We start from the raw sequence: 25,420 nt of genomic DNA, 5'->3' as shown, positions 1-25,420 counted from the left end.
CACAGAGGCCACACAGCAGTCGGCAGCGGATGCGCGCTACGCCCACGCCCGCATCTGCGCCAGACGCAGCCCCACCAGCCGCCCCCAGGCCGGGCAGCCATACCCGGCCACCAGGTCGCGGCCCAGAGCGGCCCATGCGGGGTCCTGCGGGTTCAGGCCCAGCTCTGCCACAAACTCCGCCTGCACCAGCATGCACTGCCGCCGGTAGGGCAACACGAAGGCGCCGGGGTCTTGCGCGTGCACCGCGCGGGCCTCGGCATGGCTGGCAAACCACTGGTTGAGCAGGATGCCCGTGCGCGGGGCGTGCCAGAAGGTGCCAAAGTCGTCCCCCGGCCGCGCAAAGCCGCCCAGCACGGTGCGCGCATGGTCCCAGTGCACAAACCCCACCTGGCGCGCCGCATCGTTCAGGCAATGGCGCAGTTTGGCGTCATGGTCGCCAGCGCGCCGTGCCGCATTGAGCGCAATGCGCGCGCGGGTCTTGAGTTCATCGAGCGGTGTGGAGGTGGTGCTCATGCAGCATCCACTCCCAGCTCTTCGCGCCACAGTGCCAGCAGCGCGGCCAGGTCGTCGCGCCGCTCGGCCTCGGTGGCGTCTTCGCGGCGTTTGAGCACGTCCAGCACCTCAAAGCTGAACGCGGCCTCGCCGTGCTGCTGCCACTGCTGCTGCAGGCGCTTGTCGGTGTGGCTGCGCATGCGCAACTGAAACCGGGCGCGGTTGATGGCGCCAGCGACATTCATGGACGCATGCACCTGCACCCCGGCGTGGCCGCTGGCGGTGCAGCGGATGGCGTACACACCCGCATCGGGCGGGTTGTCCTTGTAGTGGCGCAGCAGCTCGCGCTTGCGTTCGCCACGGGGCACAAGCGGCGCTGCGCCGTCCTGCGAGGCTGGCGGGACGTGGGGGGACGATTCGGGACGGGAGGAGGGAGCTTCCATGACAGGTTCCTGGTTTGCATAACCGGCCCTTCCCGCAAAGGGCCGATGAAGGCAAAGGTCTGTCAGGGTCTGCAAGACAGTGACGTGAGGGTGAGAGCCTCTTGTGCGGGCAGGCGCCCCTCAGCACCTGTGGCGCGCATTGTAGTGCGCCAGCCCGTCAGCGCAGATAGCTATCATATTAATAGCTGTCTGCGCTTTATTTATCGGCGCCACCGGCCAATTTGGCTTGAAATCAGCCCGCGTTGAGCTGCTGCTCCAGGTCGTGCAGCACCTGGTAGCACGGCAGCACCTGCGCCACGCTGGCGTTGGGCTCGCGGCCTTCCTGGATGGCGGCGAAGAACTCGCGGTCCTGCAGCTCAATGCCGTTCATGCTCACATCGACCTTGCTCACATCGATCTTTTCTTCCTTGCCATTGAACAGGTCGTCATAGCGCGCGATGTAGGTCGCCGTGTCGCCGATGTAGCGGAAGAAGGTGCCCAACGGGCCGTCGTTGTTGAAGCTCAAGCTCAGCGTGCAGATCGCACCATTGGCGGCCTGGAGCTGGATGCTCATGTCCATGGCGATGCCCAGGTCCTTGTGGATGGGGCCCTGGATGGCATTGGCTTTGACGATGGGGCTGCCCGCCTGGTAGGCGAACAGGTCCACGGTGTGGGCAGCGTGGTGCCACAGCAGGTGGTCCGTCCAGCTACGGGCCTGGCCCAGCGCGTTCATGTTGGTGCGGCGGAAGAAGTAGGTCTGCACATCCATCTGCTGGATGTTGAACTCGCCCGCCGTGATTTTCTTGTGCACGTACTGGTGGCTGGGGTTGAAGCGGCGCGTGTGGCCACACATGGCCACCAGGCCCGTCTGCTTTTGCAGGGCGACGACCTTCTCGCCATCGGCCAGGATGTCGCACAGCGGGATCTCGACCTGCACATGCTTGCCAGCCTCCAGGCAGGCGATGGTCTGGCTGGCGTGCATCTGCGTGGGTGTGCACAGGATGACAGCGTCCACTTCTTTGATGGCCAGGCTGTCCTTCAGCTCGGTGGTGACGTGCTTGATGCCGTACTTGTCGGCCACTTCCTGGGTCTTGGCCAGGTCGCGGCTGATGAGGGAGACGACCTCGACGCCGTCGATGTTTTGGATGCCGTCCAGGTGCTTGATGCCGAAGGCGCCAGCGCCTGCGAGTGCGACTTTGATGGTCATGGTGTGTGTCCTTTTACGTGTTCTCGAGAATCAGGTGGCCCACGGCGGTGTTGGACGCGGGCACATGGTAGAAGCGGTGCGCCAGTTTCGGCGGCTTGCCTCCGGCCACATCGGCCATTGCGCCGCGCGCGATGAGCCACATCACCAGCTCGATGCCCTCGCTGCCCGCTTCGCGCACGTAGTCGATGTGCGGGATGCTGGCGGCGGCCTCGGGGTCATTGATGAGCTTGTCGAGGAAAGCGTTGTCAAACTCTTTGTTGATAAGGCCAGCGCGCGGGCCCTGCAGCTGGTGGCTCATGCCGCCCGTGCCCCAGATGTGCACGTTCAGGTCTTCGTCGTAGCTCTCTACCGCCTTGCGGATGGCCTGGCCCAGGTTGTAGCAGCGGCGGCCACTGGGCACGGGGTACTGCACCACGTTCACGGCAAACGGGATCACCGGGCAGGGCCATGCGCCCTTGACGGGGTCTTGCTCGCCAAACATCAGCGACAGGGGTACGGTAAGACCGTGGTCCACCGCCATCTTGTTGACGATGGTGAGGTCAAAGTCCTGCTGGATGACCGACTGCGCAATGTGTGCGGCCAGGTCGGGGTGGCCGATGACCTTGGGCACGGGGCGCGGGCCAAAGCCCTCGTCGGCCACTTCGTAGTCGGCGGCGGTGCCGATGGCGAACGTGGGGATCAGGTCCAGGCTGAAGGCCGTGGCGTGGTCGTTGTAGACCAGGAAGATCACGTCAGGCTTGTGGTCCTTGATCCACTGCTTGCCAAAATCGTAGCCCGCGAACACGGGCTTCCAATAGTCTTCGTGGGTCTTGCCCAAGTCCATGGCCGCGCCAATGGCAGGCACGTGCGAGGTGAACACGGAGGCGGTGATTTTGGCCATTGTCAAATTCCTTTCTTGCCCGCGCTACCTTGCGGTTGGCGGTGCGCCTGCGCGTCGCCGTCTTCACCAATCACGCGATTGCCGTTGGCCGAGCGGCCGCCGTTGATCATCATGTTGCGGTATTCCTCTTCGGTCATGCCGGTCATGCTGCCCGCCATCTGCTGAAAGCTCTTGCCGTCGGTGGAGCCGATCTTGGCCAGAAAGTAGATGTTGCCGCCCAGGCGAATGCACCAGTTCAGGTCGCGCGCCAGCACGGCCTGTTTCTGCTCTTCGGTCATCGCCCACTCGTCCAGATAGGCGCGTTCGTTGGCCTTGAAGCGGACGCGGTTCTCGGCCTTCATCAGGCTCATGCAGAACTGGTTGAGCCAGTAGCCCTTGCGGCTTTGCTCGGCGTCGAAGATGGTCGTGCCGGGCACGTCGAGGTAGGGTTTATCGAGAGACATGGTGTCAGTCCTCCACGGTGACTTCTTCGGGCCAGTACAGGCGCATGGGGTTGTCCACCAGCAGTTTCTTTTGCAGCTCCGGTGTCGTTGCAATGTGCGGGATGAAGTCCACCAGCAGGCCATCGTCAGGCATGTGGTCCTTGAGGTTGGGGTGCGGCCAGTCGGTGCCCCACAGCACGCGGTCGGGGAACTCTTGCACCACCCGGCGGGCGAACGGGATCACGTCGGTGTAGGCGTTCTGCTCACCGTTCAGCGCCTTGGGGCCGGTCACAGAGAGGCGCTCTGGGCAGCTCACCTTGCTCCACACGTTGGGGTGCTGGCGCATGAACTTGAGGAACAGCTCAAACTCTGGTCCGTCCACGGGCTTGTTCACATCGGGGCGGCCCATGTGGTCCACCACCACGGTGGTGGGCAGTGCGGTGAAGAAGTCCCACAGCTCGGGCAGGTCTACCGCCTCGAAGTAGATGACCACATGCCAGCCCAGCTTGTGGATGCGCGCGGCAATCTCCATCAGCTCGTCCTTGGGCGTGAAGTCCACCAGGCGCTTGACGAAGTTGAAGCGTACGCCGCGCACACCAGCGTCGTGCATGGCCTGCAGCTCTTCATCGGTGACCGAGCGCTTGACGGTGGCCACGCCGCGCGCCTTGCCGCCGGAGTGCACCAGCGCATCGACCATGGCGCGGTTGTCCGCACCGTGGCAGGTGGCCTGCACCACCACATTGCGCGCAAAGCCCAGGTGGTCGCGCAGCGCGTACAGCTGCGCCTTGCTGGCGTCGCAGGGCGTGTACTTGCGCTCGGGGGCGTAGGGGAACTCGGCACCGGGGCCAAACACGTGACAGTGGGCATCGACAGCGCCTGCGGGCACCTGAAAGCGGGGCTTGCTGGGGCCGGTGTACCAGTCCAGCCAGCCGGGGGTTTTAGTGAACTCAGACATGGGCGACTACCTTGCTATGCAAATAATAGCTACCAGCGCTTTATAGATATGCGCCAGAGGCCAAAAACACTTGAAACTTGTGTTCAATCGATGTACTTGAGGCCCGCCTTCTCCAGGCCGGGGCGCATGTTGTACATATCCAGGCCCAGCACGCCGCTGGCCAGCTTGGCGCGTTTTTCGCCTTCAAAGCTCTCGCGCTTTTGGGCGGCAGCCAGGGTCTCCACCGCGCGGGCGGCGGGCACGCACACCACACCGTCGTCGTCGGCCACGATCACGTCGCCCGGCGTGACGAGTGCACCGGCGCACACCACGGGGATGTTGACCGAGCCCAGCGTGGCCTTGATGGTGCCCTTGCTGCTGATGGCGCGGCTCCACACGGGGAAGTTCATCTCCTGCAGCGTCTTCACGTCGCGCACACCGGCGTCGATGATGAGCGCACGGGCGCCACGCGCCTGGAAGGACGTGGCCAGCAGGTCGCCAAAGTAGCCGTCGGTGCACTCCGAAGTGACGGCTGCCACCACGATGTCGCCGGGCTGAATCTGCTCGGCCGCCACATGCATCATCCAGTTGTCGCCCGGCTGCAGCAGCACGGTAACCGCCGTGCCACTGACCTGCTGGCCGCCGTAGATGGGGCGCATATAGGGCTTGAGCAGGCCCACGCGGCCCATGGCCTCGTGCACAGTGGCCGAGCCGAGGGCGGCCAGACCGTCGGCAGCTGCGCGGTCGGCGCGGGTGATGTTGCGGTAGACAACGCCAAGTTCAAACATGTCAGAGCCCCTTTGCCTTCAGGCGTGAATCGAGTCGAGAAAACACACGGCGCGTGTTGGCTTCGTAGATCTGGTGCTTGTCTTGCGCACTCAGGATGGTGGAGGCCTCGATGTAGCGCTTGGTGTCGTCGTAGTAGTTGCCGGTGGTGGGGTCGATACCGCGCACCGCGCCGATCATTTCGCTGGCAAACAGCACGTTCTTCACCGGGATCACGGTGTTGAGCAGGTCGATGCCGGGCTGGTGGTACACGCAGGTGTCGAAGAACACGTTGTTCATCACATGCTCGTCCAGCAGAGGCTTTTTCATCTCCTGCGCCAGGCCGCGGAAGCGGCCCCAGTGGTAGGGCACCGCACCGCCACCGTGCGGAATCAGGAACTTGAGCGTGGGGAAGTCCTTGAACAGATCGCCCTGGATGAGCTGCATGAAGGCCGTGGTGTCGGCGTTCAGGTAATGCGCGCCGGTGGTGTGAAAGCACGCGTTGCAGCTGGTGCTCACGTGGATCATGGCGGGCAGGTCGTACTCCACCATCTTTTCGTAGATGGGGTACCAGTGTTTGTCGGTTAGCGGGGGGCTGGTCCAGTGGCCGCCAGAGGGGTCTGGGTTGAGGTTGATGCCCACGGCGCCGTATTCCTTCACGCACTTTTCCAGCTCGGGGATGCAGGTGGCGGGATCGACACCGGGCGACTGCGGCAGCATGGCCACGGGCACGAAGTGGTCAGGGAACAGGGTGGAGACGCGGTAGCACAGCTCGTTGCAGATGGCGGCCCAGGTGCTGGACACGTTGAAGTCGCCAATGTGGTGGGCCATGAAACTCGCGCGCGGGCTGAACAGCGTGATGTCGCTGCCGCGCTCTTTCATCAGCTTGAGCTGGTTGGTCTCGATGGACTCGCGCAGTTCGTCGTCGCTGATGTGCAGGTCTGCCACTTTGGGCATGGCCGCCGGGTCTTTGATACCGGCGATCTGCGCATTGCGCCAGTTCTCCAGCGCCTTGGGGGCCGTGGTGTAGTGGCCGTGGCAGTCGATGATGAGGCTCATGTGTTGGTGCTCCTGGAAGGTGTTCTTGTGATCGGTCAGGCAGGCTCCATGCCTTGCTTGCGTTTGGCGTCTTCTGCGGCGGGGGAGGCCAGGTAGGCCAGCAGCGCACGCGCTGCATCCACCTGCTGCGACAACGTGCTGATGCCTGCTGAAAACGTGGTGGTGATCTGGATGGCCGGTGGCAGCGGGCCCACGATGGCGATGCCCTGCACATGCAGCAGCTCGCTCAATTGCTGAAAGCCCAGCGCCACCTCGCCCTTGGCCACCAGCGAGCCCACGGGCACGCCGGGGGGCGCCTGCACCATGCGGGGGGCGATCTGGTCGGCAATGCCCCAGCGCTCGAACAGTTTGGCCAGCGCCACGCCGCTGGGGCCGGTGGACAGGCTGATACTGGACGCGGCCAGCACGGCTTGGCGCACGGCGTCTTCGGTGCTGATGTCCGGCAGCGGAGCGCTTGCAGGCACGGCCACGGCCACGCCGGAGTGCACCCAGTCCACCTTGCTGCCAGGCAGCAGGTGGCCCGCAGCCAAAAGCTTGTCGATGGCGTCGGACGCAAGGATGACCACGTCGAACGCCTCACCGGTGGCCACGCGCTTGGCGGCGTCCACACCGCCCACCGATTCGATGGCGGCCTGCGTGCCCGACTGCTGCGCAAAACCGGCCACTAGGTCGGCCAACACCTGGCGCGTAGCCATGGAAGAAATGCCTCGGATCACAGGCGCCGTCATGCGTTGTCTCCTGCCGGGCTGCGGATGGCCCAGGCGGTGCGTGCAGTTGTATACATGCCGCCGATTGTGGGCAGCGGCGGCCCAAACATGAAGGCGGCACCGGCACTACCAGATATATCATTCCGTGATCGTTGACCCACAGCTATAGCAGAGAGCCTTGCCCATGGACCTGAAGCAGATCGAATACTTTGTGCGGGTGGCCGAGCTGGGCAGCTTTACCCGCGCCTCGGTGGTGCTGGACATTGCCCAGCCCGCGCTGAGCCGCCAGGTGCGCCTGCTGGAGGTGGAGCTGCGCCAGAACCTGCTGGTGCGCAATGGCCGGGGCGCCACGCCCACCGAGGCGGGCAAGCTGCTGCTGGAGCACGGGCGCGGCATCCTGCACCAGGTGGAACGCGCGCGTGAGGAGCTGGGCCGCGTGCGCGGCGCCCTCGCCGGGCGTGTGGCCATCGGCCTGCCGCCCAGCATTGCCAAAGTGCTGACGGTGCCGCTGACCCGCGCCTTCCGCGTGAAGATGCCTGACGCGGCGCTGGCCATCAGCGAAGGGCTGTCGGTGGCCATGCGCGAGTCGCTGACCACCGGCCTGCTCGACATTGCGCTGCTCTACAACACCACGCCCGCGCCGGGCATCGAGACCACGGCGCTGCTGGAGGAAGACCTGTTTCTGGTGCAGCGCCGCACCGTGGGCCAGAGTGAGGCAGAGGCCGATGCCCTGGCCCGCACGCCCCTGCCGCTGGATGAGCTGCCGCGCTTTCCGCTGGTGATCCCCACGCGCCCCAACTCGATCCGCATGCTGGTGGAGTCTGAACTGGCCGCACGCGGCAAGCGCCCGCAGATCAGCCTGGAGATCGACGGTGTGGCCGCCATCCTGGACCTGGTGGCCGATGGCGCGGGGTGTGCCGTGCTGCCCATGAATGCGGTCACCACCTCGGGCAAATCCGAGGTGTTCAGCACCCGGCCCATCCACGGTGCAGGCAGCGATGGGGATGGTGAGGAGGAAGGCGGCAGCACCCGTCTGCGCAGCAAGCTGTTCATGGCCGTGAGCTCGCAGCGCCCGGCCACGCTCACGCAGCAGGCGATGGCGGAGCTGATTCGCAGCACCCTGCAAGCGCTTTACAAGTCCCCCCCCTGAGCCGCTGCGCGGCATCCCCCCGAAGGGGGACGGCGCCCTCGCTGCGGGGCGGCCCTTGCTCGGCGCCACTGGCATTGCGCCGCGCCAGTTTCATGGGCTCACAGCGATTCGCAGGGCTTAGTCCTTCGCGGGTGGGGAGGGCAAACTGCCCAGCAGCCGGTCCGCATAGTCCTGCCAGCGTGCGTCCTTGGGCAGCCCTTGAAAGGCGCCTTCGCGCGCCAGGTCGGCCACCCACTGCTGCTTGGCAGCGATGGCCGATGTCATCACAGGCTCCATATCTGCTTCGCTCACGGTGCGGGCCGACTCGCGCATTTCCTCGGCGCGGCGCTGGCCGTGTTGCACCACACGGCTGAAGAAGTAACGGCCCTGTTCGTGCCAGTCGATGGACGGGAAGGTCTCGGCCAGTGTGGGCAGCACATGGTCTTCCACGCCATAGTGGCGGGCGGTGGCGTAGCTCTCAATCACCAGAGCCTCCAGGCCCTTGATCATGATGCTGCGGCACATCTTGATGGCACTGGCCACGCCCAGTTGCTCGCTCACGGGTTTGGCATCCATGCCCCAGCCGGTCAGCACAGCGGCCAGCGCGGTGGCCTGCGCGCCGCCCAGCAGCATGGGCACGCGGATACCGTAGGGAGGCACCGAGGTCATCACGCCCGCCTCGACATAGTGCGCGCCGCGCGCCTCGACGAGCGCAGCGGCCTGTTGCTTGGTGCCGGGCGATGCGGAGTTCAGGTCCAGGAACACGGTGCCGGGACGGATGTGCAGCGCAGCCTCCTGCGCCACGGCGAGCGTGTTGGACGCGGTGACGGCCGAGATGACGCAATCGCAGCGCGCGCACAGTGCCCGCATCGAATCCACCGCCACCACACCCGCTTGCGCGGCATGCTTCTGGATGGCGTCGCGTTGCGCGGTGTCGGCCAGCTTCAGGTCCCAGGCAGCGACAGAAGCCACGCCGGGTTGAACCCGCAAGCCCGCACTGAAGATCTTGCCCACCTCGCCGTAGCCGACGAGGCCGATGTGTGTGATGTTCATTCGGTTTGCCTTTCGGTCAAAGAAGCCGCCGCGCGGCGCCCGTCACTGCCGCGCGATCTTGGCCCGGGCGATCACATCGCTCCAGCGGCGTACATCGGCCGCCAGGTGCTCGCCCAGCTGGGCGGGGGTGCTGCCCTGGGCATTGAGGTTCAGCTCCAGCAGGCGCTTTTTCACATCAGGCTGGGCCAACGCGGCCTGCACCTCGCGCGAGAGGCGCTCCACCACGGCAGCGGGTGTCTTGGCGGGCACGGCCAGGCCGTTCCACGACGTGACGTTAAAGCCCGACAGCGAGCCCCCGCTTTCGCGCACCGTGGGCACATCGGGCAGCTGCGGTGCCCGCTGCGCGCCCATCACGGCCAGCGGCCGCAAGGCCTTGGCGCCGATCTGCGGCATGAGGCCTCCGAGGATGTCGATCATCACATCGATCTCGCCGCCCCGCAGCGCCGTGATGACGGGCGGCGTGCCGTTGAAAGGAACGACCTGTGCGTCGATGCCCGCCGTCACCTTGAACAGCTCGGCCGCCAAGTTCTGTGTGGTGCCGATCTGCGGCGTGCCGATGTTGAGCTTGCCTGGGTGAGCGCGGCCGTAAGCCAGCAGCTCGGCCAGGGTGGCAAAGCGCCCGCCCTCCTTCACCACCACGGCCAGGTCGAACGTGGCCAGCAGCGAGACGGGCGCAAAGTCCTTGAGCGTGTCGAACGGCAGCGACTGGAACAGCGCCGCGCTCACCGCCGTGCCGCTGCTCACCAACAGCAGCGTGTGGCCGTCAGGCTCGGCGCGTGCCACCAGGTCACCCGCCACCACACCGCCGGCGCTGGGCTTGTTTTCAATGACCACGCTTTGCCCCAGCGGGCCGGCAATCTTCTGGCCCACCGTACGCGCCGTGATGTCGGCCGCTCCGCCCGCCGCATTGGGCACAACGATGCGCAGCGGGCGTGATGGAAAAGCCGCCTGCGCGCTGGCCGCACCGCCCAGGGGCGCCGCCAGCCAGGCCAGGAGGGTTCTGCGGTGCACGGTGTGCATGGCAGTAGCGCCCGTGTTTACCGCGCCACGCCCAGCAGGCGGTCCAGCAGCTCGGGCTGCGCGCTCAGCTCGGCAGCGGTGCCGGTGTGCACCACCGTGCCCCGATCCAGCACCGCAGCGCGGTCCGAGATGGCCAGGATGGCCTGCGGGTGTTGCTCCACGATGATGGCCGAGAGGCCCTCTTCGCGGGTGATGCGGCGGATGGCGCGCAGCAGCTCTTCCACAATGATGGGCGCCAGGCCTTCGAGCGGCTCGTCGAGCAGCAGCAGGCGCGGATTGAGCACCAGCGCGCGGCCCACGGCCAGCATCTGCTGCTCGCCACCGGAGAGCTGCGTGCCCAGGTTGGTCTTGCGCTCGGCCAGGCGCGGGAACATCTCATACACGCGCTCAGGCGTCCACTGCCGCGCGGTCGAGCCTTTACGGCCCGGGCGCGCCACGGCCGTGAGGTTCTCGTGCACGGTGAGCGACTTGAAGATGTTGCGCTCTTGCGGCACCCAGCCGATGCCCGCCGCAGCACGCTCATGCGGAGGCAGCTTGTGCAGCGCCACGCCACCCAGGGTCACCGTGCCCGCATGCTGGCGTGTGGCACCGGCCAGCGTGTTGATGAGCGTGGTCTTGCCGGTTCCGTTGCGGCCCAGCAGGGCCAGCGTGTCACCTTCGGGCAGGGCCAGTGAGATGCCTTGCAGCACCACGGCTTCGCCGTAGCCTGCGCTCAGGCCTTCGATGCGCAGGAGTTCTGTCTTAGACATGGGCGTCCTCCCCATGCCCCAGATACACCGCCTTCACCTGCGCATCGTTGGCAATGGTGTCCGGGTCGCCCTCGGTGAGCACGGTGCCGTTGACCAGCACCGTCATGCGGTTGGCAAAGCTGAAAACCAGGTCCATATCGTGTTCGATCAAAAGCACCGACACATCGGCGGGCAAGGCTGCCACGGTCTGCAGCAGTTCCTCACGCTCGCCAGCAGGCACGCCGGCCACGGGCTCGTCGAGCAGCAACACGCGTGGCTCGCAGGCCAGCGCAATGGCTATCTCCAGCAGGCGGCGTTTGCCATAAGCCAGCACGCGCGTTTCCTCGGCCATCACCGAGGTCAGGTGGAACTGCTCCAGCAGTTGCTCGCAGCGCTCGTTGACGGCCTTGCGTGCACCCAGCGGCTGCCACCATTTGCCACCCAGGCCCTGCTGCTGCGACACGGTGAGCGCCAGTGTCTCCAGCGGCGTGAGGGTGTCGAACAGCTGGTTGATCTGGAACGTGCGCACCATGCCGCGCTGCACACGCTGGTGCGGCGCCAGGCGCGTGATGTCCTGGCCTTCGAGCGTGATGGAGCCTTCAGTGGGCTCCAGCACACCGGTCAACAGGTTGATGAGCGTGGTCTTGCCCGCGCCGTTGGGGCCGATGAGCGCATGGCGTGCGCCCTTTTGCAAGTTGAGCGTGACGTTGTTGGTGGCCGTGATGCCGCCAAAACGCTTGACCAGTCCTTGGGCCGAGAGCACGGTGTTGGACGTGTTGGAGGAGGTGGTGTTCATGTCAGTGGCCTCCCGTGTTGGAGGCAGCACCGGCCTTGCGGCCGGTGCCAAACCAGCTCCAGGGGCGGAACAGGCGGTCGCGCCCCACCAGCACCAGTACAACGAGGAACAGGCCGACCCAGAACGTCCAGTACTGCGGCGTGATAGACGAGATCACGTCCTGCAGCAGCTTGAAGCCAATGGCCCCCAGGATGCCGCCGTACAGCCAGCCCACGCCGCCGATCACGAGGATCAGCATCACGTCGGCCGAGCGGTGGAACTCGAACAGGTCGAGCGAAGCAAAACCCGTGGTCTGCGTGAGCAGCGCGCCCGCAGCCCCGGCCAGCGCAGCTGCCAGGGTGTACACCTGCGCGAGCTTGGCCGTGACCGGGATGCCGATGGCCATGGCGCGCAGCCGGTTGTCGCGGATGGCCTTGAGCGTGGCACCAAAGGGCGACTGCACGATGCGGCGCGCCAGCAGAAACAACACCAGCAGCACCGTGAGCGAATACCACGCGGCCGTGCGGCCATACAGGTCGAATTCAAACTGGCCGAGCACGGGGCCCAGCACTACGCCCTGCAGGCCGTCTGCGCCGCCGGTCAGCCAGTCGAGCTTGTTGGCCAGCTCCAGCATCACCAGGCCCACGCCCAGCGTGACCATGAGGCGGGTGAGGTCGGTGCCGCGCATGATGGTGAGCGAGGCCACAGCCCCCAGCACCGTGGCCGCGCCCATGCCCACCGCCAGGCCCACCAGCGGGTCGGGCATCACATGCTTGGCAAACAGCGCGGCGGCATAGCCGCCCAGCCCGAAGAAAGCCGCATGGCCCAGCGAGACGATGCCGGTGTAGCCCAGGATGAGGTCCAGCGAAATCGCGAACAGCGCCACGATGGCGATCTCGTTGATGATGAGTGCGTGGCTCGGCAGCGCCAGCGGCGCGGCAAAGGCCAGCAGCCACAGCACGGGCTCCCACCAGCGAAAGCGCCGGGCCTGCAGCAAGGTGTTTTGCAGGTTTGACATCACTTGCCCCCCTTGCGCACAAAGAGGCCCTGGGGGCGCCAGATGAGGATCAGGATCATGAGGCTGTACACAATGAAGGCGCCCAGCTTGGGGATGTAGTACTTGCCTGCCACGTCGGCAATGCCGAGCAGCAGCGCGGCCAGCAGCGGGCCGGTGATGGACGAGGTGCCGCCCACCGCCACCACGATCAAAAAGTAGATCATGAACTTGAGCGGAAAGCTCGGGTCGAGACCCAGCACCTCCGCGCCCAGCGCACCGCCCAGGCCAGCGAGGCCGGACCCGAAAGCGAAGGTGGACAAAAACACGATGTTCACGTTGATGCCCATGCCAGCGGCCACGCGCTGGTCATCCACACTGGCGCGCAGGCGGCTGCCGAAGCGGGTTTTGGTGAGCACATACTGCAGGCCCACGGTGAGCGCAGCGCACACCGCGATGATGAACAACCGGTAGTGCCCCATGCCCAGCATGAGGGCACCGCTGCCGATTTCGGTGCGACCCTTGAGCCATTCAGGCAGCTGCATGATCTGCTGCGTGGAGCCCACGAAATAGTCCACGCTGGCCACGGCCATGAACACCAGGCCGATGGAGAACAGCACCTGGTCCAGGTGGGCCTTGTGGTACAGCGGCCGGTACAGCGTGCGCTCCAGCGCACCACCCAGCAGGGCCGTGCCCACAAAGGCAATGGGCAGGCAAACGAGGAAGGGCACATCCAGCCGCTGCATGAGCAGCACGGTGATGTAGCCCCCCGCCATGGCAAAGGCCCCGTGCGCCAGGTTGATGAAGTTCATCAGCCCCATGGTCACGGCCAGGCCGACTGCCAGGATGAACAGCAGCATGCCGTAGGCAACGCCGTCGAAAAGAATGGTCAGCATGAAATCACTTCATTGAAGACAAAAGTGCACCACCCTGCTCAGGGCTGTGGAAGTGCGACGAATCACCAAAGCCGGACGTTCAACCTGCGGCCCCCGGTTTCGACAGGCCCAGCCCGAACGGACCGAGAGGGAGCCTGCCCGTAAATACTGGCGCGGCCCAGACCAGCGGCCGCCGCGCAAGGGCCGCCCCGCCGCGCAGCGGCTCAGGGGGGCTTATTTAGTCTTGCCGGGGTCCTTGACGTCCTTGATCACGTCGAACTCCACGTTGTACAGCTGGCCGTTCACACGCTCCACCTTGCGCAGGTACACGTCCTGCACGATGTCGCGGGTCTGCGCATCGATGAACACCTTGCCGCGCGGGCTTTCAAAGATCTGGCCCTTCATGGCGGCCAGCAGGGCGTCACCGCCGCCCGCACCCTTGGTTGTCTTGAGCGCTTCGTAGATCACGCGCATGCCGTCATAGCCACCCACGGCCATGAAGTTGGGGCGCAGACCCTTGTTGGCCTTCTCGAACGCTTCCACAAACTTCTTGTTCATGGGCGAGGGGTGTGCGGCAGAGTAGTGGTGCGAGGTGACCACACCCAGGGCGCCGTCGCCCATGTCGTTGAGTTGATCGTCGTCCGTCACGTCGCCAGTGCCGATGAGCTTGATGCCGGCCTTGTCCATGCCACGCTCCAGGAACTGCTTCATCACCGCAGCGCCCGCGCCCGAGGGCACGAAGACAAACAGCGCGTCGGGCTTGGCGTCGCGCACCTTCTGCAGGAAGGGGGCGAAGTCAGGGTTGCGCAGGGGCACGCGCAGGGCTTCGGTCACCTGGCCGCCATTGAACGTGAGGCGCTGGTTGAAATACTTTTCCGCATCGATGCCTGGGCCGTAGTCGCTCACCAGGGTCACGACCTTCTTGATGCCATTCTTGGGCGCCCAATCGGCCAGGGCCACCGACACCTGGGGCAAGGTGAAGCTGGTGCGTACCACATAGGGCGATGCCTCGGTGATGCTGGAGGTGGCGGCGGCCATCACCACCAGGGGGGTCTTGGACTGCGTGGCCAGCGGGGCGGTGGCCATGGCCGAGGGAGTGATGCCCATGCCCGCGAGCACGTTGACCTTTTCGTTGACGACCAGTTCCTGGGCCAGGCGGCGGGTCACGTCGGGCAGGCTGGTGTCGTCCTTGATGATGAGCTGCACCTTCTTGCCACCCACCATGTCGCCGTTCTGGGCCATGTAGAGCCGCGCGGCGGCCTCGATCTGGCGGCCCGTAGTGGCTTGCTGGCCGGTCATGGGCAGGATCAGGCCGATCTTGAACACGTTGTCCTGAGCGGCGGCGGGCACAGCTGCCAGGCCGGTGGACAGCACGATGGCGGCAGCAGCCGAGGCACGAAGAAGGTGGCGTTTTTGCATCGTTGTCTCCTGTGGAAAGTCGTTGTATACAGAAAATGCTGGCGGGAGTTTGGCGTGGGCTGGGTTATTTCACAAGCGCAAATTCAAGCATTCAGGTATCGCCAAATGAAATAACTGGCGAGGATACCGACGCCCAAGCGCCAGCCGTTATGCCCGCTCGCGGATCAGCTGTACACCGGGCAAGCCCTGCACCTGCGACGCCTGCACAGCCGCCAGTAGGTTGCGCCGGGTGATGCGCGAGTGCTCCCGCAGGATGGCTTCGGCCCGCGCGCCTTCGCGCCGCTCGATGGCGTCCAGCGCCTGGCGGTGCTGGTCTTGTGCCACCACCAGCATGTCGCGCGCCTGGGCAGAGTGCGTCTGCACCACCACAAACGCCGAGGGCGACGCAAACGGCAGGCCCTTGACGCGGTCCAGCTCGCGCGCCACCACATCGCTGCCCACCATGCGACTGAGCAGCAGGTGAAACCGCGCATTCAGTTCCACATAGCGCGAAAACCCCTCGTCATCCAGCATGGACGGGGCCAGCGTGGCATCGATGGCATCCAGGCAGGCATGGGCCTCGGCCAGCAGGGCAGGGGCCACGCCACGCTCGGCAGCCAGCCGGGCGGCCAGCCCTTCCATGGTGCCGCGCAGCTCAATGGCATCGGCCACATCGGTTTCAGAAAACGTGCGCACGGCGTAACCGCCGCCGGGCAGCCGGTGCAGCAGGCCCTCCTGCTCCAGCCGCATCAGCGCGGCACGGATGGGCGTGCGCGACACCCCCAGCTTCTCGACGAGGGTCAGCTCGGCAATGCGGGCACCGCCGGGCAACTCACCCGCCAGGATCATCTCGCGCAGGCGCAACTGCGCCTTGACGGCCTGCGAGGCTCCTGCTTCGAAAGCCTCGGCCGGCAGGGCAATGGTCAGGGGTTCGGGAGGGTTCATGGCGGCGGTGGTCGGTGCGGCAATCGATGGGGTGCAAGTCAGTCAACGCAATGTATACACAAATCAAAATAGCATCCACTCAAAAATATACCAACCACTTACAAAACAACAACTTACCAGATATGCCAGAGTGAAATATCTGTTTTATACCTTTTTTATGTATACATAAACCCGTCTTTTTCACACAATTGCGGCACCACACCTGAGATCTGCGAGCGGGCTGTATACCAAGCCTGCAACGACACCATCCACCCACGGAGAGAGACAACCATGTATCCCAAGAACGCCTGGTACGTAGCCTGCACCCCCGACGAGATCGCGGACAAGCCCCTGGGCCGCACCATCTGCGGCGAGAAGATCGTGTTCTACCGCCCCGCCCCCGACCAGGTCGCCGCGCTGGACGACTTCTGCCCCCACCGGGGCGCACCGCTGTCGCTGGGCAGCGTTTGCGAGGGCCAGCTGCAGTGCGGCTACCACGGCCTGCGCGTGGAATGCACGGGCAAGTCGGTGTCCATGCCGGGCCAGCGCGTGCAGGGCTTCCCCAAGGCACGCAGCTTTCCGGTGGTGGAGCGCTATGGCTTCATCTGGGTGTGGCCCGGCGACGCCGCACAGGCCGACCCCGCCACCATCCACCACCTGCCCTGGGCCAACAACCCCGAATGGGCTTACGGCGGCGGGCTGTACCACATTGCCTGTGACTACCGCCTGATGATCGACAACCTGATGGACCTGACGCACGAGACCTATGTGCACTCCACCAGCATCGGCCAGAAGGAAATTGACGAGGTGCCCTGCAAGACCCGCGTGGAGGGCGACGAGGTGATCACCAGCCGCTTCATGGAAGGCATTGAAGCCCCGCCGTTCTGGAAGATGGCGCTGCGCATGAACGGCCTGCCCGACGACCAGGTGGTGGACCGCTGGCAGATCTGCCACTTCGCCCCCCCCAGCCATGTGCTGATCGAGGTGGGCGTGGCGCTGGCGGGCAACGGCGGCTATGACGCGCCAGCGGACAAAAAAGCGTCGAGCATCGTGGTGGACTTCATCACGCCCGAGACGGAAACGTCGATCCACTACTTCTGGGGCATGGCGCGCAACTTCAAGCCGCAGGACCCGTCGCTCACCACCCAGATCCGTGACGGCCAGGGCAAGATCTTTGCCGAAGACCAGCAGATGCTGGAGCTGCAGCAAGAGAACCTGACACGCTACCCCGACCGCAAGCTGCTCATGCTCAACATCGACGCGGGCGGCGTGCAGTCGCGCAAGATCCTGGACCGCCTGCTGGCCGCCGAGCGCGCGCCTGCCGCAGCACAGGCGGTGAGCGCATGACCGCGCAGGAAACCCTGCAAGTCCGCGTCGTCAAGAAGCAGACCGAAGCCGAGGGCATCGCCAGCTATGAGCTGGCGCGGCTGGACGGTGCCGCATTGCCTCCGTTCAGCGCTGGCTCGCACATCGATGTGCACCTTCCCAACGGCCTGGTGCGCCAATACTCGCTGTGCAATGCCTCGCACGAGTCGCACCGCTATCGCATCGCCGTGTTGCGCGACGCGGCATCGCGCGGCGGCTCGGTCGCCATGCATGACAGCGTGCACGAGGGCGATGTGATCACCATCAGCACCCCGCGCAACCACTTTGCGCTGCACCCCGCACAGCGCACGCTGCTGCTGGCGGGCGGCATTGGTGTGACGCCGCTCTTGTGTATGGCCGACCGGCTGGCGCGCACGGGCGCTGACTTTGCACTGCACTACTGCACCCGCTCTGCCGAACGCACGGCGTTTGCTGCCGACATTGCCGCATCGGCCATTGCGCCCCACGCCCACTTTCACTTTGATGCAGGCGCCCCCGAGCAGAAGCTGGACGCCGCCGCCGTGCTGGCCAACCCTGGCCCCGACAAGCGCCTGTATGTGTGCGGACCGGCAGGCTTCATCGACCATGTGGTGACCACCGCCAAGGCCCTGGGCTGGGCGCAGGACCACATCCACCTCGAATACTTTGGCGCGCCCGCACAGGACACCTCGGGCGACCAGGGCTTTGACGTGCGCATTGCCAGCACGGGCAAGGTCTACACCATTGCGCCCGATGTGTCGGTGGTGGAGGCGCTGCGCAAGGAGGGCATCGACATCCTGACCTCGTGCGAGCAGGGCGTGTGTGGCACTTGCCTCACACGCGTGCTGGAGGGCGAGGTGGACCACCGCGACATGTATCTGACCGATGAGGAAAAGGCGGCCAATGAGCAGTTCATGCCCTGCTGCTCGCGCGCGCGCAGCAAGCTGCTTGTGCTGGATCTGTAAACGCCCCAAAACCAAGAGGCGCTAAAGAGGCGCTGCAACCTTTGGGCTGCAGCGCCTCTGAATACTCCTGAATTAATAGCTACTAACGCATATAAATAGGGCGCCAGCAGCCAATTTCACCCCAACTACTCTTCTGCCTCCGCCGCTCGGATGGTGTCGCGGCCGTTGCGGTCCTTGGCGCGGCCCAGGTCGGCGTCGAGGGCGCGGGCCAGCTTGTCGGCCGCGCCGATGAAGGCGTTGGCCATCTTGTCGGCCTCATCAGTCACGGTGATGGGTTGGCGGCCCGTGACGCGTGCCTCGATGCGGCAGCGTTTGTCATTGGCGCCGGACTTGCCTGCATCCAGGTCGGAGAGAAACACCTCCAGCCGCGTCACATGGTCCTGAAAGCGGGACAGCCGGCCCTTGCACTCGTCCGTGATCCAGCGGGCCAGTGACTCGCCGCCGTGGATGTGGTCGTCTGTGTTGACTTGTACTTGCATGGGGAGGGTCCTTCCTGATGAAGTTGCGAAGCCCCCATCATGGCACCGGCGTCCATACCCCCGGTAAATACATGTCAAAGGATGTTCACAGCTTGTCTAGCGCCACGGCGGGCTGCCAGGGCGCATCGGTGGGAAGAGCCCGCGCTTCGATCACACGCGCCAGAAGGCGCGTGGCAGCCAAGTCCCTGGGCAGCAGCTGCAGCACCGTAGTCAACTGCGCCTCGGCCCCAGCCCAGTCGCGCGCATGGAAGGCGGTCAGCGCTGCCAGGCTGGCATCACACACCACCGCATCGTCGCAGGGTGTGAACACGCGCACGGGCTCGGTCTTGCCTTTGACGATCACATCGTCCAGCGCGCGCAACGCCACCGTGGGCGGCAGTTGCGCTGCGGTGGCAGCCGACAGCAGGATGCCGGTGCCAAACGCCTTGTTGGCACCCTCCAGCCGCGCAGCCAGGTTCACCGCGTCGCCAATGGCGGTGTACGAAAAGCGCTGGTCCGAGCCCACGTTGCCCACCACCACGCGCCCCGTGTGCAGACCAATGCGCATGTGGATGGGCGGCAGCCCGCGCGCACGCAGGTCGGCCACCAGCGCCTGCATGGCCTGCTGCATGGCGATGGCAGCGGCCACAGCGTGTTCGGCGTGTTGCGGGTCGGAAAGCGGCGCGCCCCAAAAGGCCATCACCGCGTCGCCGATGAACTTGTCCACCGTGCCGCCCGTGGCGTGCACGATGGGCGTCATGGCGTTGAAGTAGCCGGTGAGCACGTCCACGGTCTGCTCGGCACTCAGCTGTTCAGACAAGGTGGTGAAGTTGGCCAGGTCGGTGAACATGAGCGTGACCTCGCGTGCCTCGCCACCCAGGCGCATCAGCTCGGGCTGTGCAATGAGGCGCGCAACCACAGCGGGTGGCACGTACTGCGCAAACATCGCCCGCGTCTGCCGCGCACGCTGCCGCGCCACCGCATAGCCCACCAACGCGGCCGCCCCATAGATGGCCACCGCAGCCACCGCAGGCAACAGCGGCGGCCACCACAGGCGAAGGCTGGCAAACAACCCCCACGACACGGCCCCCATGGCCACCACCAGCCCCGCTGTCAGCGCCGCCGCGCCCGCCGGGTGCAGCCGTCGGCTGGCCCACAGCAGCACCGGCAGCAGCAGCGCGGTGATCGCCAGGGTCCATGCGTCCGACACGCTGCGCAGCCCGCCGCCGGTGAGATAGTTGTCCAGCAGCGTGGCTTGAAGCTCCACCCCCGGAAAAAGCCGCTCACCGCCTGCTGTGCCAAACGGCGAGTTGAACAGGTCGGCCTGCGAGTGCGAAAGCTCGGTGGCGGTGCGCGCCGAGCGCCCCACCAGAACGATCTTGCCTTTGAAGAAACCCGCAGGCAGCAGGCCCGGCTCCAGCGCCTGGTAGTAAGACCGGGTGTCCAACGTGCCGCGCGGGCCCCGGTAGCCGATCCAGTCGAAGTGGTGCAGCGCCGGTGCCAGCCCCCGCGCCTCGGCCGCACGCTGGGCCAGCCGCAGCGCAAAGCCCTCGCGCGCAACGGGCGCGCGGCGCACCACGAAGTCGTCGTCCGGCTCCACCCCGGCATCACCCGCATCGGCACCAGCGTCCAGAAACCGCTGCAGCGGCTGGATGTCCATCCACAGCGCGGCGTTGGCGCTGTCGATCTTCTCGCGGGTGGAGGCCAGCACCACGGGCAAGCCCTGCCCCGCATGGGCAATGGCGCGGTCCAGCGCGGCGTCTTCGGCCTCGGTGGTGGGGTCGGCAAAAACAATGTCCAGCCCCACGGCCAGGGCGCCGTCTGCGCGCAGCCGCTCCAGCAGGGCCGCATGCACGCTGCGCGGAAACGGCCAGGTCTGTTGCAGCTCCTGGAACGTGGGTTCGTCAATCGCCAGAATCACCACGGGCAGTGCAGAGCGCTGCGGCGCAGTCCAAGCCGTGAGTACATCGAAGGTCTTGTACTCCAGGGCATGCCAGGTACGGCTGAAGGTGGCGGCCCCAACCAGCAGCAGCGCCAACGCACCGGCTGCCAGCGCATAGAACTGCTGCCGACGCCAAGCGGCGGACGATGCCATGTCAGAACCGGTAGCGGGCGTCCAGGACATAGCGGGTCTTGCGGCGGTCCGACTTTGGCGCCCACAGGTTCAGCGCGGCTGCGCCGACCACCCAGCGCTTGTCCTGCGATTCCCAGAACCCCATCAGGTCCACACCCCAGCCCGACGCCAGGCGCGTGAGGTTTTCCTTGTCTTCAAAACGCTCGGACCGGTACACGGCCCGGCCGCTCAGGTACAGACGGTGCGGGCTGGCCCAGGTGGCGCCCAGCACGGCCGTGTGGCGCGGGATGTAGGGGATACGGCCCAGGGCGACATCGGCATCGAAGCTGCGACTTTCACTGCCCTGGTAGAGGTATTTGGCATAGCCCGACCAGCGTCGGCTGAACATGTGGTTGACGCCTGCGCCCAGGGTCTTGAGCGTGCCCGTGTCAAAAGTTGGTGTGTCTTCCAGCAGGTCGGTGTTGGAGAGGTTCACCATCTGGGTGTTGCGCATTTCCTCCAGGAACGGCAGGCTGGGCGTGCGCAGGTCCACACCTACGGTGCCCGGGTTGCGCACCCGCAGGTGGTCGGCGCGCAGGCTCACGAAGGTGTTGGCGCCGATTTCCATGCCCACCTGGGCCACGGTGCGCTTGTGGCGCCCGCCCGCTTCGACAAGCCGGTCCTCGACGGGGATGCCTGCAGTCTCCACGCTGGTGAGCGTGGAGACACTCAAGGGCCGCAACCAGTCCTGGTAAGCCATGCGCACCGTCGTGCCCGACGCGGGCTGCCACACCAGGCCCACGCGTGGCGTGACTACCCGCTCCATGTCAGCACGGCGTGCCTGTACTTCGCTGAGATGGTCCAGGTTCACGAGATAGCTCTGGGTCAGGCCGTCCACACGGTGGCGGATCTGTTGCAGGCCCAGGGTGGCGTCCAGGCTCAGTGCCGGGTCCAGGCGCTGGGTGGTGGCCAGGGTCAGGCCGGTATAACGCCGGTCCACATGGTTGTAGCCCGCCACATAGAGATCGTCCCGGTAGGTGCCCACACCGGGGATCTCCGCCGCCACGGCCGCCTGCCCGGCGATCAGGTTGTTCTGGCGCTCACGCACATGCTCCAGCGCCACGCTCCAGCGGCTTCCCGGTGCGGTGTCTACCGTGTGGCGCAGCTGCAGGTCGTTGAACTGCTTCTTCGGCAGACTGCTCACTCCCATGAGGCTGATGAACGGGGGCTCCAGGTACAACGTGGGATAGCGCTGCAGCAGGATGCGCTCCACGCTGCGACCGATCTTGATCCAGGTCTGCTCGGTGGGGCCCCAGCGGTAGGACATGCCCAGCGCGCCCTGGGTGCTTTGGTTGTCCATGGCCGTCTCGAACAGGTTCTGGCTGCCCAGGCGCATGTCGAAGTGGTTCGCATAGGCAAACAGGTTGATGCGTTCGGTCGGCTGCATGCCGGCGCCCACCGTCACAGCGTGCGCACGTACATCACCATAGCCACCGCGCACGGCGGGCGAGTTGTTGACTTGCAGGTCGAACGGAAATTCGGCCGCATGGGCCGACTGCGCCTTGAAGAACCACGACACGGGCACGTGGGTGTTGTCCATGCCGTTGAGCGTGACCGCCGGTGCGCGCATGCGGTAAAGATCCCGGTCCAGCGTCACGCCCACCGCGCCGTGCGCCCCCGGCTGCTGCAGCAGTGACGAATACCGCTGGCTGGCGCCAAAGGCCATGGGGTCGGTCAGAAAGCCCTGGAACAGCGCCGAGTTCTTGTTGAACTCGCCCGCATAGCGGTCGGCCATGAACAGGTGGCTGCCGCCCCAGTAGGGATAGAAGCTCTGCTGCGCCATCTCCAGCGCCCAGTCCTCCATGCCAAAGAACGCCAGCGATGCGCCCAGGTTGGCGCTGCCCTTCTGGTCATTGGCCACCTGGTTGAGCGACTTGAGGTAAGGCATGCGCGCCACGGCGGCGCGCGCGGCCTCCACCGCTTCGCCGGGCTGGAACAGATCGGTGTGGATCTGCGCGAGCAGCATGTGGGGCACCGGGTCCTTGTCGTCCAGCACGATGGCTTGTTGCAAAGTGGTCAGCGCATCCTGGTGGCGGCCCAGCTGGTAGTAGGCCACGGCGGTCCAGGTCTTGGCGCGGGCATAACGCGGCTCCATCACGCCCGCCCGCAAGAACGCATCCAGCGCGGCGTCCGGCTGCCCCTGCTTGAGGTGCAGCAGCCCCTGACCGGTGAGTGCGACATAGTCCGCCGGGTTGTCGCCCAGCGCGGTGGCAAAGGCCTGGCCCGCCTCGGTGAACTCGTTCACAAAGGTCTCCAACGTGCCCAGCTCGCCCCAGGCGCCAGGCGACTGCGGCGATAGTTGCAGGGCGCGTCGCAGGTTCTCGCGGGCGGGGCGCGGGTCTTCGCGTTCGGCGTGTGCACTGCCCAGGCCTTGCCAAGCGCGCGCATCGCCAGGTGCCAGCGTCTGGGCCTCGGCATAGGCGGCCAGCGTGCCGGGCGCATCGCCCCGGCGCCGGGCCAGCTCGGCGCGCACCAGCGCCAGGTCGGCATGGGCCGTGCCTTGCGCCGGGGCCAGGGTGGCGACGGCTTCGTCCACACGGTCGCTCAATATCTGCACCCGCGCCAGTTGTGCCACCAGTGCCGGGTGGGCAGGCCAGCGCTGCAGCGCAGTGCGCAGCGTGGTGGCCGCCGCAGCCCCTTCGCCCTCCATGAGCTGTACGTCGGACTGCATGAGCCACGCGGGCAGCGGCGCGGCGTCAGCGCCAGCCACCTGCCGCGCCAGCGACCCGCGCGCGGCCAGCAGGTCGCCCGCCTGCAGCGCCACGGCCGCATCGAACACCTCCACCCATGCAGGCGCTGCGGTGGTACGCGCTTGCGCCAGCGCAGCGCGGGCCGCCGCCAGGTCGCGCGCCGCCAGGGCATCCCGCACGGGCGCCAGCGCCGCAGGCACGGGCTCGGCAGACAGGTGATGCACCGGGTCGGCCCGCAATGCATTGACCCACTGAATGCGGTCGCGCGGCTGGCTCAACACCAGCTTGACCGGGGCCTTGCCCACTTCGGCCAGCGCCGCTTCGTTGGCGCCCACCGACACCGAGCCCTGCGCGTTGGAAAACTCCACCGTGCCCGACAACACGGTGATCAGCGTGCGGCCATCGTCCTCCACACTGATGTCCCAGTCGGTGCCCCGGATGGCCGCCGTGGCGGCCGGTGTCTCCAGGTTCAGGCGGCTGCCATCGGCGCGCTTGGTCTGGGTCCACGCACGGCCGGCATTGAGCAGCAAGGTGGTCACCGGCTGCGCCGGAGTGGCCACGCCCTTGACCTGCAGCACCGTGTTCTGGTGCAGGCGCAACTGGGTGTCATCCGCAAACAGCAGCGCCATCTTGGCGGCCTGGCGCGTGCGCACAAAGTCGCCCTGGGCCAGGGCCTGGGCCAGGCGGGCAGGCCCCCAGTCGGCTGCCGCAGCAGCGCGCTGGTCGCCTGTGCCTTGCAGGCTGATGATCTCGGCAGCAGCACCGGCCGGCACGGTGGCCTGGGCCATCAGCGGGCAGGCCGCTGCAACCAGTGCGGCCAGCACGGACAAACGGAATCTTGGATGGGACATTTTTTTGCTTTCCGGGAAGGGGGCATCGCGCCACCGGGCGCCCCTCCCTGGCGCCGGGTGAGCCGAAATTATGGCGAGCACCTCCACAAAATTCGCCCGATCCCCAGGGGCATACAGACACATTTCATGAAGAAAGCCACATTTCGTAGCACGTTGTGACAGATGGCGCGCGCCCGCCAACCATGGCGGTGCTGCGCCGCTCTGCACGGCCCTTTCCTACAGACGCCATGGGGGCGCGGTGCTACAACTGCGTCAGTCCTCCATTCCACGACTGCACTGATCACGCGCACCAAGCGCTGCCTGGAGCTTTCCCACATGCCCGCTACCCCCCGCCTCAAGATCGGCCTGTCCGCCTGCTTTCAACATGCCGACGCTGCGCGCCCCCTGTTCACCGGCAAGACGCTGCAGTACGTCGAGCAGTCCATCGCCCACTGGCTGATGTCGGCCGGTGCCATGGTGGTGATGGTGCCGTGCCCCACGGGCGAGACGGCGCGCGGCGACGTGACGCTGGACCACTACGCCGAGTGGCTGGACGGCATCGTGATGCACGGCGGCGCCGACGTGTGGCCGGGCAACTACGGCGAGGAGCCCCTGCGCGAGGAGTGGGTGGGCGACCGCGTGCGTGATCTGTACGACCTGGCCGTGGTCAAGGCCTTTGCCCAGGTGGGCAAGCCCATCTTTGGTGTGTGCCGGGGCCTGCAACTCATCAACGTGGCCTTTGGCGGTGCGCTGTACCAGGACATCGAGACCCAGCACCCCGGTGCCCAGCAGCACCGCAACGCCACCACCTACGACCAGCATTTCCACGACATCCAGATCGTGCCCGACTCGCACCTGGCCAAGCTGTACCCCAGCATGCCACGTGCGCGAGTCAACAGCATTCACCACCAGGGCATCAAACGGCTGGCCCCCGAGTTCGAGGTCGAGGCACTGAGTGAACCCGATGGCGTGCCCGAGGCGATTCGCCTGAAACCCGCACCGGGGCGCGGCTACATCGCGGCCACGCAATGGCACCCGGAGTTCCACAAGCAGGGCTCGAATACGCTGGACGACACGGCCATCCTCCATGACTTTTTGGCGGCCTGTGTGGAAGCACGCAAGCACCCGGTGCGGCCTGGCACGCCGGTGGGGTTGCGGGACCGGGCGACGCGACTGTTGCGGGGGGCGTTGCTAAGAGACCGGCCCCAGGAAAAGTGAGAGCGGTGGCTGCAGCGC

24 protein-coding genes are annotated in these 25,420 nt (G+C 66.1%); 4 read left to right on the top strand and 20 right to left on the bottom strand.

Features of this window, described 5'->3' with window-relative positions; all coding sequences use genetic code 11:
- Window positions 1-36 precede the first annotated feature (36 nt).
- From OIN59_RS03130 to OIN59_RS03090, 9 genes are all read right to left on the bottom strand, one after another.
- Complete coding sequence (locus tag OIN59_RS03130) at window positions 37-513, bottom strand: hypothetical protein (RefSeq protein WP_274107018.1); 477 nt, start codon at window positions 511-513, stop codon at window positions 37-39.
- Entirely contained in the window at window positions 510-935 is a 426-nt protein-coding gene (locus OIN59_RS03125; protein ID WP_274107016.1) for a GIY-YIG nuclease family protein, read from the bottom strand. The genes OIN59_RS03130 and OIN59_RS03125 overlap by 4 nt, the downstream gene beginning before the upstream one ends.
- A gap of 232 nt (window positions 936-1,167) precedes the next feature.
- Window positions 1,168-2,121: a Gfo/Idh/MocA family oxidoreductase gene (locus OIN59_RS03120; protein WP_274107014.1), complete on the bottom strand. Its 954-nt coding sequence runs from the start codon at window positions 2,119-2,121 to the stop codon at window positions 1,168-1,170.
- A 13-nt stretch (window positions 2,122-2,134) separates the two neighbouring features.
- On the bottom strand, window positions 2,135-3,001 hold the full coding sequence (locus tag OIN59_RS03115) for a class III extradiol dioxygenase subunit beta (protein ID WP_274107012.1): 867 nt from the start codon (window positions 2,999-3,001) through the stop codon (window positions 2,135-2,137).
- Between the two features lie 2 nt (window positions 3,002-3,003).
- Entirely contained in the window at window positions 3,004-3,444 is a 441-nt protein-coding gene (gene ligA, locus OIN59_RS03110) for a protocatechuate 4,5-dioxygenase subunit alpha (RefSeq protein ID WP_010464344.1), read from the bottom strand.
- Window positions 3,445-3,448: 4 nt separating this feature from the next.
- Entirely contained in the window at window positions 3,449-4,378 is a 930-nt protein-coding gene (locus tag OIN59_RS03105; protein WP_274107008.1) for an amidohydrolase family protein, read from the bottom strand.
- Window positions 4,379-4,461: 83 nt separating this feature from the next.
- Window positions 4,462-5,145, bottom strand: a complete 684-nt coding sequence (ligK, locus tag OIN59_RS03100; protein ID WP_274107006.1) for a 4-carboxy-4-hydroxy-2-oxoadipate aldolase/oxaloacetate decarboxylase — start codon at window positions 5,143-5,145, stop codon at window positions 4,462-4,464.
- A 1-nt stretch (window position 5,146) separates the two neighbouring features.
- Complete coding sequence (locus OIN59_RS03095; protein WP_274107004.1) at window positions 5,147-6,181, bottom strand: amidohydrolase family protein; 1,035 nt, start codon at window positions 6,179-6,181, stop codon at window positions 5,147-5,149.
- A gap of 35 nt (window positions 6,182-6,216) precedes the next feature.
- Window positions 6,217-6,909 carry a substrate-binding domain-containing protein gene (locus OIN59_RS03090; protein ID WP_274107002.1) on the bottom strand — a complete coding sequence of 231 codons (693 nt, stop codon included), beginning with the start codon at window positions 6,907-6,909 and terminating at the stop codon, window positions 6,217-6,219.
- Between the two features lie 163 nt (window positions 6,910-7,072).
- On the opposite strand from OIN59_RS03090, the gene OIN59_RS03085 reads away from it, so the two are divergent.
- On the top strand, window positions 7,073-8,038 hold the full coding sequence (locus OIN59_RS03085) for a LysR substrate-binding domain-containing protein (RefSeq protein WP_274107000.1): 966 nt from the start codon (window positions 7,073-7,075) through the stop codon (window positions 8,036-8,038).
- Window positions 8,039-8,155: 117 nt separating this feature from the next.
- Here the strand turns inward: OIN59_RS03085 and OIN59_RS03080 are convergent, their stop codons facing one another.
- The 8 genes from OIN59_RS03080 to OIN59_RS03045 form a co-directional block, all read right to left on the bottom strand.
- A complete protein-coding gene (locus tag OIN59_RS03080; protein WP_274106998.1) occupies window positions 8,156-9,070 on the bottom strand; it encodes an NAD(P)-dependent oxidoreductase in 915 nt (304 codons plus the stop codon).
- Window positions 9,071-9,112: 42 nt separating this feature from the next.
- Window positions 9,113-10,090, bottom strand: a complete 978-nt coding sequence (locus OIN59_RS03075) for a Bug family tripartite tricarboxylate transporter substrate binding protein (RefSeq protein ID WP_274106996.1) — start codon at window positions 10,088-10,090, stop codon at window positions 9,113-9,115.
- Window positions 10,091-10,107: 17 nt separating this feature from the next.
- The gene (locus OIN59_RS03070; RefSeq protein ID WP_274106994.1) at window positions 10,108-10,839 is read right to left on the bottom strand and encodes an ABC transporter ATP-binding protein; all 732 of its coding nucleotides are present in this window, start codon (window positions 10,837-10,839) and stop codon (window positions 10,108-10,110) included.
- Window positions 10,832-11,614: an ABC transporter ATP-binding protein gene (locus tag OIN59_RS03065; protein WP_274106992.1), complete on the bottom strand. Its 783-nt coding sequence runs from the start codon at window positions 11,612-11,614 to the stop codon at window positions 10,832-10,834. Before OIN59_RS03065 ends, OIN59_RS03070 begins: the two co-directional genes overlap by 8 nt.
- A 1-nt stretch (window position 11,615) precedes the next feature.
- A complete protein-coding gene (locus OIN59_RS03060) occupies window positions 11,616-12,611 on the bottom strand; it encodes a branched-chain amino acid ABC transporter permease (RefSeq protein ID WP_274106990.1) in 996 nt (331 codons plus the stop codon).
- A complete protein-coding gene (locus OIN59_RS03055; RefSeq protein WP_274106988.1) occupies window positions 12,611-13,483 on the bottom strand; it encodes a branched-chain amino acid ABC transporter permease in 873 nt (290 codons plus the stop codon). Before OIN59_RS03055 ends, OIN59_RS03060 begins: the two co-directional genes overlap by 1 nt.
- Window positions 13,484-13,696: 213 nt before the next feature.
- Complete coding sequence (locus OIN59_RS03050; RefSeq protein ID WP_274106986.1) at window positions 13,697-14,881, bottom strand: ABC transporter substrate-binding protein; 1,185 nt, start codon at window positions 14,879-14,881, stop codon at window positions 13,697-13,699.
- A gap of 147 nt (window positions 14,882-15,028) precedes the next feature.
- Window positions 15,029-15,805: a GntR family transcriptional regulator gene (locus tag OIN59_RS03045; RefSeq protein ID WP_274106984.1), complete on the bottom strand. Its 777-nt coding sequence runs from the start codon at window positions 15,803-15,805 to the stop codon at window positions 15,029-15,031.
- 270 nt (window positions 15,806-16,075) lie between these two features.
- Between OIN59_RS03045 and OIN59_RS03040 the strand changes: the two genes are divergently transcribed.
- Together OIN59_RS03040 and OIN59_RS03035 are read left to right on the top strand one after the other, a co-directional pair.
- Complete coding sequence (locus tag OIN59_RS03040; protein WP_274106982.1) at window positions 16,076-17,131, top strand: aromatic ring-hydroxylating dioxygenase subunit alpha; 1,056 nt, start codon at window positions 16,076-16,078, stop codon at window positions 17,129-17,131.
- A complete protein-coding gene (locus OIN59_RS03035; RefSeq protein ID WP_274106980.1) occupies window positions 17,128-18,093 on the top strand; it encodes a PDR/VanB family oxidoreductase in 966 nt (321 codons plus the stop codon). Before OIN59_RS03040 ends, OIN59_RS03035 begins: the two co-directional genes overlap by 4 nt.
- Window positions 18,094-18,218: 125 nt before the next feature.
- On the opposite strand, the gene OIN59_RS03030 is transcribed toward OIN59_RS03035, so the two are convergent.
- The 3 genes from OIN59_RS03030 to OIN59_RS03020 all read right to left on the bottom strand — a co-directional run bounded on the left by OIN59_RS03030 (window position 18,219) and on the right by OIN59_RS03020 (window position 24,205).
- A complete protein-coding gene (locus OIN59_RS03030; RefSeq protein WP_274106979.1) occupies window positions 18,219-18,572 on the bottom strand; it encodes an HPF/RaiA family ribosome-associated protein in 354 nt (117 codons plus the stop codon).
- Between the two features lie 85 nt (window positions 18,573-18,657).
- The gene (locus OIN59_RS03025; RefSeq protein WP_274106978.1) at window positions 18,658-20,646 is read right to left on the bottom strand and encodes a CHASE2 domain-containing protein; all 1,989 of its coding nucleotides are present in this window, start codon (window positions 20,644-20,646) and stop codon (window positions 18,658-18,660) included.
- 1 nt (window position 20,647) lies between these two features.
- The gene (locus OIN59_RS03020; protein ID WP_274106977.1) at window positions 20,648-24,205 is read right to left on the bottom strand and encodes a tetratricopeptide repeat protein; all 3,558 of its coding nucleotides are present in this window, start codon (window positions 24,203-24,205) and stop codon (window positions 20,648-20,650) included.
- Window positions 24,206-24,520: 315 nt separating this feature from the next.
- Here OIN59_RS03020 and OIN59_RS03015 point away from each other — a divergent pair, with 315 nt between their 5' ends.
- A complete protein-coding gene (locus OIN59_RS03015; RefSeq protein WP_274106976.1) occupies window positions 24,521-25,402 on the top strand; it encodes a gamma-glutamyl-gamma-aminobutyrate hydrolase family protein in 882 nt (293 codons plus the stop codon).
- The last annotated feature ends 18 nt before the right edge of the window (window positions 25,403-25,420 follow it).

Origin of the sequence: Acidovorax benzenivorans (assembly GCF_028680575.1) — a bacterium.
GTDB lineage: Bacteria > Pseudomonadota > Gammaproteobacteria > Burkholderiales > Burkholderiaceae_C > Acidovorax > Acidovorax benzenivorans.
This window is presented reverse-complemented; position numbering and strand designations above follow the sequence as displayed.